The following is a 15,538-nucleotide window of genomic DNA, read 5'->3' as shown; positions in this document are numbered from 1 at the left end:
TTTCATCAACTTATACAGCCCTACTCAACTGTGAGGAGGTGGGACGACGAAATCGAATTCTAACAAATTACCGATTTCTGTCCCACTCTCTCTTTTCTACATTATGAAATAGTATGATTTCATTTTGTATGGTCCGCCATTGACAGTGAGGACGCTAATCTGTATACTAAGGGTATTCTAAAAAGGAGAGCCTCATGATCATTCGTCCCGTTCAGCTAGCCGATGCAGCGGCCATTCGAGCTATTTACCAACCTTATGTGACAGAGACTGCTATTACCTTTGAGGTCGATGTGCCAACTGTCCCAGAATTTGAAAGACGAATCACGAAAACGCTAGCTCAATACCCTTATTTAGTTGCAGAAGTCGGTGGAAAAGTTCTAGGTTATGCCTATGCCTCTAGCTATTATGCACGCGCTGCCTACGATTGGACCACTGAATTGTCTATTTATGTAGCTAAAGAAGCGCGTGGACAAGGGCTTGGATCAGCTCTTTATACTGCCTTAGAAGAGGAGTTGCAAGCACGAGGCTATTTACGCTTTTTGGCTTGTATTGCAGTCCCGAACGAGGCCAGCATTGCTATGCATGAAAACCGGGGCTATGTTCAAGTGGCGCATTTCCCAAGAATTGGCTATAAATTTGATCAATGGCATGATATTGTCTGGATGCAAAAAACCATCGATGGGCCTGTAAATACCCTGAAAGAAGTAGAAGAGAAAAGATAGGTGTTAGATACTCTTTATAGAAGCAAGGTGCTAGCTTCTTGACAGGGTGAGTTGTCCATGGTAAACTAGATTTATGCGATGAGTCGATTGGCTCTTAGGAGCCTTTTGCGCTGAGGAGGTCTACATTCAATTGTAACGCAGGAGCGGACCTTGAACAGTTGTGTGAACCGGCTGTTCTCATCGAAAGATGCCTCAATTCCTTACCGTTTGGTAGGGGATTTTTTGTTTTTCTAATCTTATTTTTTCCCTACAGAAATATAGTTGCTTCCTAGATTTTTCAATGGTATAATGAGGTAAATGTGAGTCAATTAGAAAGCTCATTGGTGCTTGAAAGGAGATGATTCGGATGGTTGATCAAAAGAATCCAACTAGCAAGTGGTCCCAGGAAAGATTCCAACGAATCAATGAGTTGGAAGGGTCAAAACAATTTCAGGATAAACTCCTATTAATGAAGGAGCAGATGACCAGTAATCTTCAGTGGAAGACGGCTACGATGGTAGGGATGCTTCTAGCGATGTTCTTCTTCGCCCTATTCAAGTTAAAGGCTATCGTTCCGATCTTGTTAGGGATCGTTTTCTATTATTGGCCCCAATATATGAAAAGGAAGACCCTCTTCGGGGATAGAATTCACACGAATGATGAGATTTATATCAATGAATTTCTTTGTCCAATTTTGAAGGAAGTCTTTCCAGAAGCGGACTTAACACGAACAGCGACCTACTCGATGGATGCCTTAAAAGTTTTTAGTCCACGTTCTTCGAAATTTCAACTCTTTAATCAGCTGCTTTTTCATGATGAAAAAAATCTAACGGTGACCAACCTGTATGCCTATCATATAGAGACCAGGATTGAGAGAGATTCTAATGGGCATATCGAAACTGTCGAAAAAGAAGTGGAGGATTTCGCTGGTCAGATCTTCTCTTTAAAATCTCCAATTTCATTTCCAGGACACTTGAGAGTTATACCGACTAAGAAATCTTTCTTTTTAAAAAGAGAAGTCAAAGGTGCCTATCCGGGTGCTGGACCTAATGAAGTCCAAATTGAAACAGAAGATATCCAAAACAATGAAAACTACAATATCTATTGTACAGATGAACTGGCTGCTCGAAAATTTCTAAAACCCAAGATCCTAGAATGGTTTGATCAACAAATATCAAAAAATGCCATGTGTGTGTATTTTGTTCAAGATACACTCTATATAGCCTTATATACAAGTCGCTATCTTTTCCCAACGCCAGGAAACAAAGAAGCAATCGAACGTCTTTCGATCGCTGAAGAGTATCAAAAACTTTGTAAGGAAATCGACCTCGTCGATGAATTAACCAATATATTTAAAGGAGAATAACTATGTCAGCTTTAATAATTGCCATTGTCGTTTTTGCTCTTGTAGTTGTTATGTGGTTTATCGGAGAAAGCAATCGCTTGAACCGTTATCAGGTCATGATTGAAGAAGCAAAGAGAACGGTGGATATCACTCTTGTCAAACGCTACGATACCATTTCTGAAATGTTGAAGGCGGCTAAGGCCTACGCCAAACATGAGGAAAAGGTCTTCACGGAATTGGTAGCCCTTCGTCAAGGTGCGTCCATCCAAGAATCCAACCAAGTCATTGCCAATCAAAACGATGTTTTGGCACAAATCCGAGCGGTAGGTGAGAATTATCCTGAGCTCTTGTCTTCAAACCAATTCTTGGCCTTGCAAAAAGAAATTGCTGACGAGAATGAAGATTTGGCAGCTTCTAAACGCATTGTCAATAGCAATATTAGCCAAATCAACCAAGCTATCGTAACTTTCCCAACTTCAGTCGTTGCTGGAATCAAAGGAATGCAACAGGTGCCATTTTTAATGGAGGATACACAAGGAAAGAGGGACTTGAGTGATTTGGATTATGAAATCCATTAAGCTTGGATAAATCATTGATTTTGTTCAGAAAAAAACCGATTTAAGATCGGTTTTTTTGTCTCTTCAAATACAAATAAGTCTTTTCATTTACTGGGAAAAATAGTATAATAGTTGAAATTCATAAATTTTTAGAAAATTTTGAAAGAGGATTTACTATGGGATACACAGTTGCTGTTGTCGGTGCTACAGGTGCCGTTGGTGCTCAAATGATCAAAATGTTGGAAGAATCGTCTCTTCCAATCGATAAGATTCGCTACCTTGCGTCTGCACGTTCTGCAGGGAAAGTTTTGTCATTCAAAGGTCAAGAAGTAACGATTGAAGAAACGACAGAAAATGCTTTTGAAGGAGTTGATATTGCTCTCTTCTCAGCGGGTGGATCTACTTCAGCTAAGTATGCACCCTATGCTGTTAAAGCAGGCGCAGTAGTAGTTGATAACACATCTTTCTTCCGCCAAAATCCGGATGTTCCTTTGGTTGTGCCTGAGGTAAATGCTCATGCTCTTGATGCTCACAACGGGATTATCGCCTGCCCTAACTGTTCAACGATTCAAATGATGGTAGCTTTAGAGCCAGTTCGTCAAAAATGGGGCTTGGACCGGATTATTGTATCCACTTACCAAGCTGTTTCAGGTGCAGGGATGGGAGCTATTCTTGAAACCAAACGCGAGTTGAAAGAAGTGTTGGATGAAGGTGTAGATCCTCGTGATGTGAAGGCGGAGATCTTGCCATCAGGTGGTGATAAGAAACACTATCCAATTGCTTTTAACGCTCTTCCTCAAATTGACGTCTTCACTGACAATGACTACACTTACGAAGAAATGAAGATGACCAATGAAACCAAGAAAATCATGGAAGATGATAGCATCGCCGTTTCTGCAACTTGTGTGCGGATTCCAGTTTTATCAGCTCACTCAGAGTCTGTCTACATCGAGACCAAGGAAGTAGCTCCAATCGACGAAGTAAAAGCGGCGATTGCGGCCTTTCCTGGTGCCGTCTTGGAAGATGATGTCGCTCACCAAATCTATCCACAAGCTGTCAATGCCGTTGGTTCACGCGATACCTTTGTTGGTCGTATCCGTAAAGACTTGGATGCTGAAAAAGGGATCCATATGTGGGTTGTTTCGGATAACCTTCTTAAAGGAGCTGCTTGGAACTCAGTTCAAATTGCAGAAACGCTTCATGAACGTGGACTCGTTCGCCCGACAGCTGAATTGAAGTTTGAGTTGAAATGATTCATTAACTAAATAATTTGTATAGGGGACAGCTACCAACTTTTGGTGCTGTCCCTCTTCCCTATGATTGTCTCAAGAAGGAGTATGTATGTCTTATCAAGATTTAAAAAATTGTAGAATGATCACTGCCTTTATCACTCCCTTCCATGAAGATGGTTCGATAAACTTCGAGGCCATTCCTCCACTCATCGAACATCTTTTAGCTCATCACACAGATGGGATTCTTTTAGCTGGTACCACAGCAGAAAGCCCTACTCTAACTCACGATGAAGAATTAGAACTTTTTGCTGCGGTGCAAAAGGTAGTCAATGGACGGGTGCCTTTGATTGCTGGTGTCGGGACCAATGAGACCCGAGATTCCATTGAGTTTGTAAAGGAAGTAGATCAGTTTGGTGGCTTTGCTGCTGGTTTGGCCATTGTTCCATACTACAATAAACCTTCTCAAGAAGGGATGTACCAGCATTTTAAGGCTATTGCAGACGCTTCTAACTTGCCAATTATTATCTATAACATTCCAGGGCGCGTGGTGGTCGAAATGACACCAGAAACCATGCTCCGCTTGGCCGAACATCCAAACATCATCGGGGTCAAAGAATGTACGACTCTTGCCAATATGGCTTATTTAATCGAGCACAAGCCAGATGAGTTTCTCATCTATACAGGGGAAGACGGGGATGCTTTCCACGCTATGAACCTTGGAGCAGACGGTGTGATTTCAGTAGCATCTCATACTAATGGGGATGAAATGCACGAAATGTTCCAAGCCATTGAGAATAATGATATTAAAAAGGCAGCGGCTATCCAGCGCCAATTTATCCCTAAAGTCAATGCTCTCTTCTCTTATCCAAGCCCAGCTCCTGTTAAAGCTGTCTTGAACTATATGGGATTTGAAGCAGGTCCGACTCGTCTGCCATTGGTGCCAGCACCCGCTGAGGAAGCTAAGCGCATCATCAAAGTAGTAGTGGATGGGGATTACCATGCCAGCAAAGAGATTATTACGGGAGTTCTTCGTCCGGATTATTAAAAAAATGTCGTGAGGAATGTATGTCAGAGTTAGAGAAAACAGAGCTAGAAAAAACGGATTCAGAAAAATCAGAACTAGAAAAATTTAAAGAAGGTCATAGCCTTGAAAAGTTAGACGGTGTGATGATCTATGATAAACCGACGATAAAAACAGGTGAAAAAGCCGGCTGTATCGGTGCACTCTTACTTTTACTGGGATTTGGAACAGGAATCATTCTGTTCCTAGTTCATTTAGTGTTTGACTTTGATTCCAAGTTACTCAATTTACTCTGGGAATCGATCGCTGCTTTAGGATTCGTTTTTAGTTTAGCAGGAGCTTTTCAAATCGGTCCGCTTACGGTTCACCGCTACTCACGAGAAGCCGATAAGAATAAACTTTTTGAAATCGATAGCGCCTACAATCTCTACAATGTTCTCTATAAACCGACTAAAACAGTCCTTCTCCAATATGATAGTGACGAAGATCATCTAATTGCTGTCAATGCTGGTGGTGAACTACTCGTGGAACTCCTTAGAAAAGTAGAGATGGAGAAGTTACCTCTGAAGAAGATTTTGAAGACTTTCCGTTTGGACCATGTCTCTGACCATCTTTGGAGATTGACCTACAGCTATAAAAAAGAAGATGTGGTCATGGAGAAAAGTGATCGTTAGATTTTTTCATCCAAACAACCACGGTGATTCCTGAAAAGAGCTTTGATTCTTGGCAAAAAAATTATATAATAAAGTAGTAGGTCTTCATTTCTTTATAAAGGAAATGGAGTATTCATGAATATTTAAAATAAAGGAGACTCCGATGGAAGTCATTAAACGTAGTGGAGAAGTGGTTGAATTCAACCCAGATAAAATTTACCAAGCTATTTTGAAAGCTGCGCAAGTTGTCTATGTTTTGACAGATGATTTGCGACAAAACCTAGCTCAAGTGACCAAGAAAGTTGCCATGGACTTGGATGAAGCCCAAGTAGAACGCGCAACCATCAGTATGATCCAATCATTAGTGGAACAACGTTTGCTGGGAGCAGGCTATATTACCATTGCAGAACACTACATTTCTTATCGCTTGCAACGCGATTTGGAACGGAGTGGTTATGGTGATCACATCGCCGTACATTTGCATTTTGAGCAAATTCGCTAAGCTAGAGTAGTGCTCGCGAGGTAACGCCATCGTGTTTGAACCACCCTTATAGGGTGGTTTTGACTGTCTAGCAAATTCGTTTATTTCGAAAGGTTTACTTATATGCAAAACCCAACCATCTATACCTATCTCAATCAGGATTTTACAGCTATTCCACTTTTTGATGGATTGAGCGTCGATGGTATTTCTCAAGAAAGTCAGGCAGATTTGCATTTGGCTGATGATTTTCAGTCCCCCTCTGAAGCTGTTTTCCATTTTCTAAACGGTCAATGGTTTCTTGAATGTTTATCTGGGATGATCGAGGTGGATGGTGTCACCTATCCGAAAAATCAACGTGTTTTATTAAATCATCGTTCCATTATTCATCTTTGTGACGCCGACGGCCATGTTTTTCGCTCAAAATTCATCATTGTTGAAATGCAATCTATTGAGTGGAAGACTATAGCAAAAGATGCTTTTCCGTCGGATCTGTCCTCGCTTGCTTCAATTGATTGTGCCATCTTATCTGATCAGTTGGTTGTGCGCCTAGGTGATCAAGTTATTTACCAAGAGCTTCAAGCAGGACCTGTCAGTTCTTCTCAATCATCTGCTGAGGGGTCGAAGTTTTCTTATTCATCACTAACGATTGCTATTCAAGATGTAACAGTCGGAAATCTCTTAAACCGTAAAACCATCCTCAAGGATATTCAAGTAGAATTTAAGCCTAAGGAGATGATACTCATTCTGGGTGGTTCTGGTGCTGGGAAATCTACCTTTATGGAAGCAGTAACGGGACTCGTTCATTCAAATACTAGTGCTTATTTTAATGGAGTGGATTTGTTAAATGATGGGGTGAAACAAGGGGTCATCACCCTGGCTCCTCAATCTCCTGATGAGCATTACCGAATGGAAGATACGGTCTATAAGAATCTAGAAGATGCAGCAAAACTCTATGGTCCATCCGAATTAACAGACAATCCTGAACTTCGAAAAGAAGAAGTGCTATCTGTTCTGAAAAAGCTGGATTTAGAATCTGTCAAAGGATCCAAGTGTTCTTCTCTATCTGGAGGACAAAAGAAAAAACTCACGATAGCCATGGAATACATCACGAGCCCTGAAATCCTCTTTATGGATGAGCCGGATTCCGGTGTTGATGGGAGCATGGTCATGGAGGTCATGACCACATTGAGAGAGATTACAGATGAAGGAAAGATCTTATGTGTCATCACGCATACGCCCGATCGTATTCGTCATCTTTTTGATAAGGTCATGGTGGTCGGAAAGAGTTCGGAAGGCTGTGGTAGACTGTGTTATTTTGGCTCCGTAGACAATGCCCTGAAAGTCTTTGCTGCTCAGAGTTTAGAAGAAATCGTCCATAAAATTTCAGGTGCTGAAAATGCAGCTCTTGTTGACCAATATGTTCAATGGTTTGAAAATGAAAGGAGAGGTGGCCATGCTGGATAAGAAGCAAGTCTCGATTTATTTTAGAAAATTCCTTCGACTCCTTCTCAATAAAAAATCTCTGTTTTTTGTGCTAGAAGCGATTCTTCTTCCTTTCATCATTTCGATCGCTTTTAACGCCAATGAAGTTTTTGATAAATACCATATTACGAGAACTTCTTCCATTATGTTTATTTCTGCAGCACTCTGGATTGGTCTCTTTAATTCAGTGACCAGTATTTGTAATGAGCGTAAAGTCATCAAGTTTGAGTACCAAATTAAAGGTTTGTCCTTACCTTCTTATGTGACGGCGCGCGTGCTAACAGAGTTGGTTCTCTGTTTTGCGGAAGCGATCTTAATGATTGGAACCATTGTTGTGCGCTATCCACATATCCAAGGAAACGGTAGCCAGATATTCCTTTTTGGGATCACTTTGTTTTTAGTGATCTTTACTTCAGATATGTTGGCCTTATTGATTTCAGCCTTTGTAAAAAAATCATCCCAAGCGATGACAGTCATGCCGCTTGTTTTGATGGTTCAATTGCTGTTTTCCAATTTTCTCCAATCTTTGGATGAGAAAATTCCGTTTTTAGTATGGATCTCACATGCGACTATTACGAGATGGGGAACAACGGCCTTCTTTCGGATTGCAAATATGAATAATATGGTCCCGTCTCAAGGTCATACTGACTGGCAAGTTTATCAAAAAGATGGGGTAGGAACCTATGCTTATGATCTACTTGCGATTCTTGGAAATTGGGGAGTCTTGCTTGCTTTTGCAGCTCTATTTATGGTCGCAACTTCCCTCGTATTGACTTCTGTCCGTAAGGACGCTCGATAAATTTAAGGAGATGATGTATGAAAAACTGTACCAATTGCCAGGCACCTATCCATGCTGGTGATGCCTTTTGTTCTAAGTGTGGAGCTAAAGTTCAAGTAGCTGCCCAAGCTGAACCAAAAGCTGTTGCGTTTCAACCAAAGACAGTGCAATTAGGGCCAAGTCCAAGTTCAACTCAAGCCCCAGCACCTAAAAAACCAAAAAGAAACGTTAAAGGAATTTTAGCCGGGATCTTTGTCCTTCTTGCTGTCATTGCTGTTGCAGGTTATTTCTTATTAAACCGTGGTAGCAGTGACACCATTAATTTAGAGGACTATGTGAAGCTGGAAATTGAAGGGACTGATGGTGAAGGCTATTTTGCTGAGAAGTCGCCTAGTTTGAACAAGGAAAGATTAGACGGGGATATCAAGAAAAAGATAGAAGCAGAAGGCTTGAATACCGAGAGTTCAAACTACAATATCGATCAGCTAGTTTCAAAAGTAAAATTTAGTGTTTATAAAGGCGATGAACTGATCGATGTAAAAGAACGGAAAAACCTAAACAATCACGATAAAATTACGGTCAAATTACTTTACGATAAAAATGATCTTGAAGACATAATACCTGGCCTTCATTTTACTGGTACATCTGTAACTCAGGAGGCTGATCTAATCCCGCTTGTAGGTATTGACCCCTTTAAGGGTTTTTATCCAAAGATCAAGGGCATTTCTCCAAATGGAAGTTTATCAAAACCGTCTCAATTTGAAGGAAAAGACTTAGAATTTGTTGCAAAAGCAACCGCTAACGATGGCTTCCCGTTTGATTATTATCTGAATGGAAAAGAAGTTTCAAGTAATGATCCTATTGCAGTTGGTGATGAAATCGAAATTCGTCTCAATGAAAGTGGTAAAAATGCATTGAAAAAAGATGGTAAAACTGTTGAGAAAGGAAAAGACAGTAAGAAATACAAGGTCACTTTGGCTGATTTTGAGGAAGGGGCTTATGTGACTTCCTTGTCAAAAGTGGATGAGGATACACAAGAAGCCATCTCTAAGAATGTAGAGGATGCAGCAAAGGCCTATGCAGCTGACCGCAACTATAAAGACCTTCCAAAATTTGAAGGGATGGCTTTTGCGGCAATCAAAGATGGAGTTGATTGGGGAGGTACATTTGATTCCAAAATCCCGCAATTGGTCTATGTATACTCTATTACCGATACATCTTATGGTAAATCAAAAACAAGTTATTTTGTTATTTCAAACATAGCGGTTATTGAACAGGTCGAAAATCATGGAAAAGCCAATGTTCATAAAAAGCCTGGAAAAACTATTCAAACCTTTGAGAAAAATGCTAAGAAGTACGACTTCCAAAGCATGTCTGATGAGAAAGACTTGAAGAACTACTTTACTAGAAATATCGACACCTATACCTATACAATGGACGATCAATTGAAATCGTTGATCAATTGGACGGAATAGAGCGAAAATGAAGTTGCCTAGGTAGCTTCATTTTTTGTATTCTCATTTAAGGCTGAGAATTCAAGAAAACATGGTATAATAGAGGAGATTGAACTGGAAAGGAAGTGAGATTATGGCGACTATTCAATGGTTTCCTGGACACATGTCCAAAGCTAGAAGACAAGTACAAGAAAATTTAAAATTCGTGGATTTTGTGACGGTTCTGGTAGATGCTCGTTTGCCCCTATCAAGCCAAAATCCCATGTTAACAAAAATTGTTGGTGAGAAGCCAAAATTAATGATTTTGAACAAGGTAGACCTGGCAGATCCTGTGGCAACAAAAGAATGGCAGGACTATTTCGAATCTCAAGGCATCAAAACCTTGGCGATCAACTCCAAAGAGCAGTCGACGGTTAAGAAGGTCACGGATGCTGCTAAGAGCTTGATGGCCGATAAAATTGCTCGTCAAAAGGAACGTGGGATTCAGATTGAAACCCTTCGGACCATGATCATCGGGATTCCCAATGCTGGTAAATCAACGCTGATGAATCGTTTAGCAGGGAAAAAGATTGCAGTCGTTGGCAATAAACCAGGGGTGACCAAGGGGCAACAATGGTTGAAAACCAATAAGGATCTCGAAATCTTGGACACTCCTGGGATTCTTTGGCCCAAATTTGAAGATGAAGAAGTGGCCTTAAAGCTTGCCTTAACAGGAGCTATTAAGGACCAGTTGCTTCCAATGGATGAAGTGACTATTTTCGGTCTCAACTATTTTAAAGAGCATTACCCAGCTGTTTTGCAGGAACGTTTTAAACAAATGGACCTGGAGCAAGAAGCTCCTGAAATTATTATGGAGATGACTCAAAAAATGGGATTTCGCGAGGATTACGACCGGTTTTACCAACTCTTTGTCAAAGATGTCCGCGATGGGAAATTGGGCCGGTATACGCTGGATCGTGTAGGGGAAATTGATGGCAACCATTAAGGAAATTAAAGAACAATTAGCAAACATCCGGCAGTTAGATGACCCTTTATTGGATGAATTGGAACAGGATAGCCGATCTGGTGTTGTCCAAGCGGTCGCAAAGCGAAAAAGAGAAATCCAAAAACGTTTAGATGAAGAAGAGCGCTTGGAAGGAATGCTGGCCTATGAAAAAGAATGCTATGCGCGTGGAATTGAGCTCATTGCAGGAGTGGATGAAGTGGGACGTGGCCCATTAGCGGGACCAGTTGTTGCAGCTGCTGTGATCTTACCCAAAGGTTCTAAGATTCCAGGACTTAACGATAGTAAAAAGATTCCGAAATCCAAACACAAGGAAATCTATGAGGCTGTGCTCAAAGAAGCTATTGCGATCGGCATCGGTGTCAAGGACAATCAGGTGATTGACCAGGTCAATATCTATGAAGCTACGAAACTAGCCATGATGGAGGCTATTGGTCAGCTAGATCCTCAACCCCAGCATCTTTTGATTGATGCCATGAAGTTGGATCTTTCTATCCCTCAAACTAGTATCATCAAAGGAGATGCTAATTCCTTATCCATTGCTGCAGCCTCTATCGTAGCTAAGGTGACTCGGGATCAGATGATGGTGGCATATGACCAAGAGTATCCAGGTTATGATTTTGGTCAGAATGCGGGGTATGGGACAACCAAGCATCTTGAAGGATTGGAAAAACATGGGGTTACTCCTATCCATCGCCGAAGCTTCGAACCCATTAAGTCGATGACAAACTTTGATTAGGAGGAAGAGAGACATGCTATTAGCCTTTGATATTGGGGGAACTTTTATTAAATATTCCTTAGTCGATGAAGCCTATCAGGTGAGTGATTCTTCTAAAGTCCCGACACCAGATACTATTGAGGAATTCTGGGAAGCTCTCGAGCACGTGATTTGCTCGTTCCAAAATCGAATGACTGGGATTGCCATCTCTTGTCCGGGTGAAATCAATAGTCGACTTGGTTTTGTCTTTAAAGGTGGCCTCATTCCTTATTTAAGGAATATTCCTTTAGCTTCTCGTTTAATCAAGGCGTTTCAAGTCCCAGTGACCGTCCTCAACGATGGGGATGCTGCAGGTTTAGCGGAAGCAAGCCTTGGCAATCTAAAAGATTGTCCGTGCGGTGCAATCTTGGTCTTAGGGACAGGAGTTGGTCTTGCTCTTCTTTCTAATGGTGATTTATTGAGAGGATGGCAACTGACAGAATACATTCGGTCTATTGATAAGACAGATAGAACACCAGAAAATCGTCGCTTTCATCGTGAACTCTTTTTTCAAGGTATTTCCAATCTTTTGGAAAACACCGGTTCAGCTGTTCAATTTGTTGAGAAAGCTAGTCACATCTTGAACCTAGAAGAGGCAGACGGTATAGCTGTTTTCAAGGCTCTTGAGCAAGGAGGCAACGAGGAGCTGAAAACCTTGTTTCAGGCCTATTGCTATGATATTGCTATTCTGATTTTTAATCTTCAATCTTTGTTGCGACTTGAGAAGGTGACCATTGGAGGTGGCATTAGTAGCCAACCGCTACTGATCGATGAAATCAATCACCAATACCATGACCTGCTCTCTCAAAAAGGCCATAAACAATTTGAGGCTTTGCCCATTCAAGCAGCTCGCTTCCATAATGAAAGCAACTTGATTGGTGCCGCATCTTACTTTTATTCTTCTACACATCAAAAAAAGTTCTAGAAATAGATCTTTTTTTCTTTTCTTTTTCGAATAGATAAGTAAGAGGAAGTGGAAGGTGACCATGGAGAAATTTGAAATTTTTAAATTAAAAGTAGCTGGCTTATCAAATGAGCAAGTCTTAAGAGTCTTGCATTACTGTAGAAAAGATGAACCCTTACCAGGCTTAGAAGAGATAGCAAGGATAGCTGGCTCTCGCAGTATCATTCATTTTGTAGACAAATACCGGCAACTAGATGACGATCGATTACACAAAGACTTTGAACGATTCCCATCTTTATCCATTTTTGATCCTGAATACCCTGAGGAATTACTACAGATCTACAATCCTCCTGTACTCCTTTTTTACCAAGGGGATTTGGAGCTATTAACCAAACCGAAGATTGCAGTCGTTGGAGCTCGGGAGACCACGCGAGAAGGGGTGCGATCTGTAGAGAAAATTATTAAGGAACTTGGTAATGAACTGGTCATCGTCAGTGGACTAGCAAAAGGGATTGATGCGACAGCGCATTATGCCAGCATTCGCAATGGTGGAAAGACCATCGGAGTCATAGGAACGGGGCTGGATGTTTTTTATCCGAAAAGCAATCAGAAATTACAGACCTACATGGGAGAACACCATCTTGTCTTGAGCGAGTATGGACCAGGACAGGCTCCTTTGAAGTTTCATTTTCCTGAGAGAAATCGCATCATTGCAGGACTCTGTCAAGCCGTGATTGTGGTAGAAGCAAGACTCCGTTCAGGAAGTTTAATTACCTGTGAGCGGGCCATGGAGGAAGGACGAGATGTTTTTGCTATTCCAGGAAATATTTTAGATGGAAAATCTGCAGGTTGCCATCACTTGATTCAAGAAGGCGCAAAGCTTGTCACATCAGGCCAGGACATCCTGGATGAATTGAAATACGAATTGTGATTTTCCTATAGGAGAAGTTCCTAGTTGACATCTTTCTTAAAATGTATTAAACTCAATGAGATTTATACAATACAGAGGGATAAAACGTGGTAACAAAAAAGAAAAGCAGTACAACCAAGAAAAATTTGGTGATTGTGGAGTCTCCTGCCAAGGCGAAAACAATCGAGAAATACCTTGGTCGTAACTATAAAGTCATGGCCAGTGTTGGTCATATTCGGGACCTGAAAAAATCAACCATGTCGATTGACTTCGACAATAACTATGAACCGGAATACATCAATATTCGCGGGAAAGGCCCCTTGATCAATGATTTGAAAAAAGAAGCTAAAAAAGCCAAACAAGTCTTTCTCGCAAGTGACCCGGACCGAGAAGGAGAAGCTATTTCTTGGCATTTAGCGCATATTTTGAACTTAGATGCCAAAGAAAAGAACCGAGTAGTTTTTAATGAAATCACTAAGGATGCGGTCAAAAATGCTTTCAAAGAACCGCGCCAAATCGATACGGACCTGGTTGATGCCCAGCAAGCACGTCGGGTTTTGGACCGGATTGTAGGGTACTCGATCTCTCCTATTCTTTGGAAAAAGGTTAAAAAAGGTCTTTCTGCAGGGCGCGTGCAATCTGTTGCCCTTAAATTAATCATTGATCGTGAAAATGAAATTAATGATTTCAAGCCGGAAGAATACTGGACCATCGATGGCGTCTTCAAAAAAGGAACCAAGCAATTCCAGGCTAGTTTCTATGGGATTGATGGCAAGAAGATGAAGCTCAACACCAATGAAGAGGTGAAAGCTGTTCTTGAACGCTTAGATGGCAAAGATTTTACCGTTGAAAAGGTGGAAAAGAAAGAGCGTCGTCGAAATGCGCCACTTCCATATACAACTTCTTCCATGCAGATGGATGCTGCCAATAAGATCAACTTCCGTACGAGGAAGACCATGATGGTAGCGCAGCAGTTGTATGAAGGAATTAATATTGGTTCTGGTGTTCAAGGTTTGATTACATACATGCGTACAGACTCCACACGGATTAGCCCAGTTGCACAAAATGAAGCAGCCGGCTTTATCGTAGATCGCTTTGGAGAAAAGTATTCCAAGCATGGTAGTCGGGTCAAGAATGCTTCCGGTGCCCAAGATGCCCACGAAGCTATTCGTCCTTCTAGCGTCCACAATACGCCTGAGAAAATTGCCAAGTACCTGGACAAGGATCAGCTCAAGCTCTATACCTTGATCTGGAACCGTTTTGTCGCCAGCCAGATGACTGCAGCTGTCTTTGATACCATGAATATTCGGTTAGGTCAAAATGGGGTCCAATATACAGCGAATGGGAGTCAGGTAAAGTTTGACGGTTATTTGGCGATTTATAATGATTCAGACAAAAACAAGATGCTGCCGGATATGGTAGAAGGTGATATGGTCAAGCAGGTCAATAGCAAGCCTGAGCAACACTTTACCCAACCACCGGCTCGTTATTCTGAAGCGACCTTGATTAAGACGCTGGAGGAAAATGGAGTAGGTCGTCCTTCAACCTATGCACCGACCATTGAGACCATTCAAAAACGCTATTATGTGAAGCTGGTAGCCAAACGCTTTGAACCAACGGAATTAGGGGAGATCGTTAATAAACTGATTGTTGAATTTTTCCCAGATATTGTCAATGTGACCTTCACAGCGGAGATGGAAGGGAAACTGGATGATGTCGAAGTTGGGAAAGAGCAGTGGCAAAAGGTCATCGATTCCTTCTACCAACCATTTAAAAAAGAAGTAGCCAAGGCTGAAGAAGAGATGGAAAAAATCCAAATCAAAGACGAACCAGCTGGTTTTGACTGTGAGGTTTGTGGAAGTCCAATGGTCATTAAATTAGGGCGTTTTGGTAAGTTCTATGCTTGTAGCAACTTCCCAGATTGTCGTCATACCCAAGCGATTGTCAAAGAAATTGGGGTGGAATGTCCAGACTGTCACCAGGGACAGATCATCGAGCGTAAAACAAAACGGAACCGTATTTTCTATGGCTGTAATCGCTACCCAGACTGTGAATTCACTTCTTGGGACAAGCCAATCGGCCGTGACTGTCCAAAATGTGGTCACTACTTAGTTGAGAAAAAAGTTCGTGGTGGTGGGAAGCAAGTCGTATGTAGCAATGGGGACTACGAAGAAGAAAAAGTAAAGTAAGTTTTTAGAATGATCCGATGTCTGTTATAACGGAAATTTTCATAAATGTCTGTTATAATAGACATTTTTTA

15 protein-coding genes are annotated in these 15,538 nt (G+C 41.3%); all 15 read left to right on the top strand.

Features of this window, described 5'->3' with window-relative positions; translation table 11 throughout:
• The first annotated feature begins 194 nt into the window (after positions 1-194).
• The 15 genes from HMPREF9186_RS01625 (at position 195) to topA (ending at position 15,467) form a co-directional block, all read left to right on the top strand.
• Complete coding sequence (locus HMPREF9186_RS01625) at positions 195-722, top strand: GNAT family N-acetyltransferase (protein WP_009731079.1); 528 nt, start codon at positions 195-197, stop codon at positions 720-722.
• A 346-nt stretch (positions 723-1,068) separates the two neighbouring features.
• Positions 1,069-2,067, top strand: coding sequence for a DUF3137 domain-containing protein (locus tag HMPREF9186_RS01620; protein WP_009731078.1), 999 nt, complete (start codon positions 1,069-1,071; stop codon positions 2,065-2,067).
• A 2-nt stretch (positions 2,068-2,069) separates the two neighbouring features.
• Positions 2,070-2,624, top strand: a complete 555-nt coding sequence (locus tag HMPREF9186_RS01615; protein WP_009731077.1) for a LemA family protein — start codon at positions 2,070-2,072, stop codon at positions 2,622-2,624.
• 155 nt (positions 2,625-2,779) lie between these two features.
• Positions 2,780-3,856, top strand: a complete 1,077-nt coding sequence (locus HMPREF9186_RS01610) for an aspartate-semialdehyde dehydrogenase (RefSeq protein ID WP_009731076.1) — start codon at positions 2,780-2,782, stop codon at positions 3,854-3,856.
• Between the two features lie 88 nt (positions 3,857-3,944).
• Positions 3,945-4,880 (top strand): 4-hydroxy-tetrahydrodipicolinate synthase, encoded by a 936-nt coding sequence (gene dapA, locus HMPREF9186_RS01605; RefSeq protein ID WP_009731075.1) that lies wholly within the window; start codon positions 3,945-3,947, stop codon positions 4,878-4,880.
• Positions 4,881-4,900: 20 nt separating this feature from the next.
• The gene (locus HMPREF9186_RS01600) at positions 4,901-5,530 is read left to right on the top strand and encodes a hypothetical protein (RefSeq protein ID WP_009731074.1); all 630 of its coding nucleotides are present in this window, start codon (positions 4,901-4,903) and stop codon (positions 5,528-5,530) included.
• A 142-nt stretch (positions 5,531-5,672) separates the two neighbouring features.
• Positions 5,673-6,011 (top strand): ATP cone domain-containing protein, encoded by a 339-nt coding sequence (locus tag HMPREF9186_RS01595; protein WP_003001449.1) that lies wholly within the window; start codon positions 5,673-5,675, stop codon positions 6,009-6,011.
• A 102-nt stretch (positions 6,012-6,113) separates the two neighbouring features.
• Entirely contained in the window at positions 6,114-7,454 is a 1,341-nt protein-coding gene (locus tag HMPREF9186_RS01590; RefSeq protein ID WP_009731073.1) for an ATP-binding cassette domain-containing protein, read from the top strand.
• Positions 7,444-8,271: an ABC transporter permease gene (locus HMPREF9186_RS01585; RefSeq protein WP_009731072.1), complete on the top strand. Its 828-nt coding sequence runs from the start codon at positions 7,444-7,446 to the stop codon at positions 8,269-8,271. Before HMPREF9186_RS01590 ends, HMPREF9186_RS01585 begins: the two co-directional genes overlap by 11 nt.
• Positions 8,272-8,288: 17 nt before the next feature.
• Positions 8,289-9,725, top strand: a complete 1,437-nt coding sequence (locus HMPREF9186_RS01580) for a zinc ribbon domain-containing protein (protein WP_009731071.1) — start codon at positions 8,289-8,291, stop codon at positions 9,723-9,725.
• A gap of 112 nt (positions 9,726-9,837) precedes the next feature.
• Positions 9,838-10,689, top strand: a complete 852-nt coding sequence (gene ylqF, locus HMPREF9186_RS01575) for a ribosome biogenesis GTPase YlqF (protein ID WP_009731070.1) — start codon at positions 9,838-9,840, stop codon at positions 10,687-10,689.
• A complete protein-coding gene (locus tag HMPREF9186_RS01570) occupies positions 10,676-11,446 on the top strand; it encodes a ribonuclease HII (protein ID WP_009731069.1) in 771 nt (256 codons plus the stop codon). Before ylqF ends, HMPREF9186_RS01570 begins: the two co-directional genes overlap by 14 nt.
• A 13-nt stretch (positions 11,447-11,459) precedes the next feature.
• Positions 11,460-12,389 (top strand): ROK family protein, encoded by a 930-nt coding sequence (locus HMPREF9186_RS01565; RefSeq protein ID WP_009731068.1) that lies wholly within the window; start codon positions 11,460-11,462, stop codon positions 12,387-12,389.
• A gap of 55 nt (positions 12,390-12,444) precedes the next feature.
• Positions 12,445-13,299: a DNA-processing protein DprA gene (gene dprA, locus HMPREF9186_RS01560; RefSeq protein WP_442852208.1), complete on the top strand. Its 855-nt coding sequence runs from the start codon at positions 12,445-12,447 to the stop codon at positions 13,297-13,299.
• Positions 13,300-13,385: 86 nt separating this feature from the next.
• On the top strand, positions 13,386-15,467 hold the full coding sequence (gene topA / locus HMPREF9186_RS01555; protein ID WP_009731066.1) for a type I DNA topoisomerase: 2,082 nt from the start codon (positions 13,386-13,388) through the stop codon (positions 15,465-15,467).
• The last annotated feature ends 71 nt before the right edge of the window (positions 15,468-15,538 follow it).

It is taken from the genome of Streptococcus sp. F0442 (assembly GCF_000314795.2).
GTDB lineage: Bacteria > Bacillota > Bacilli > Lactobacillales > Streptococcaceae > Streptococcus.
Note: the sequence above shows the minus strand (reverse complement) of the source record. Positions and strands in the feature narration are given on the sequence as shown.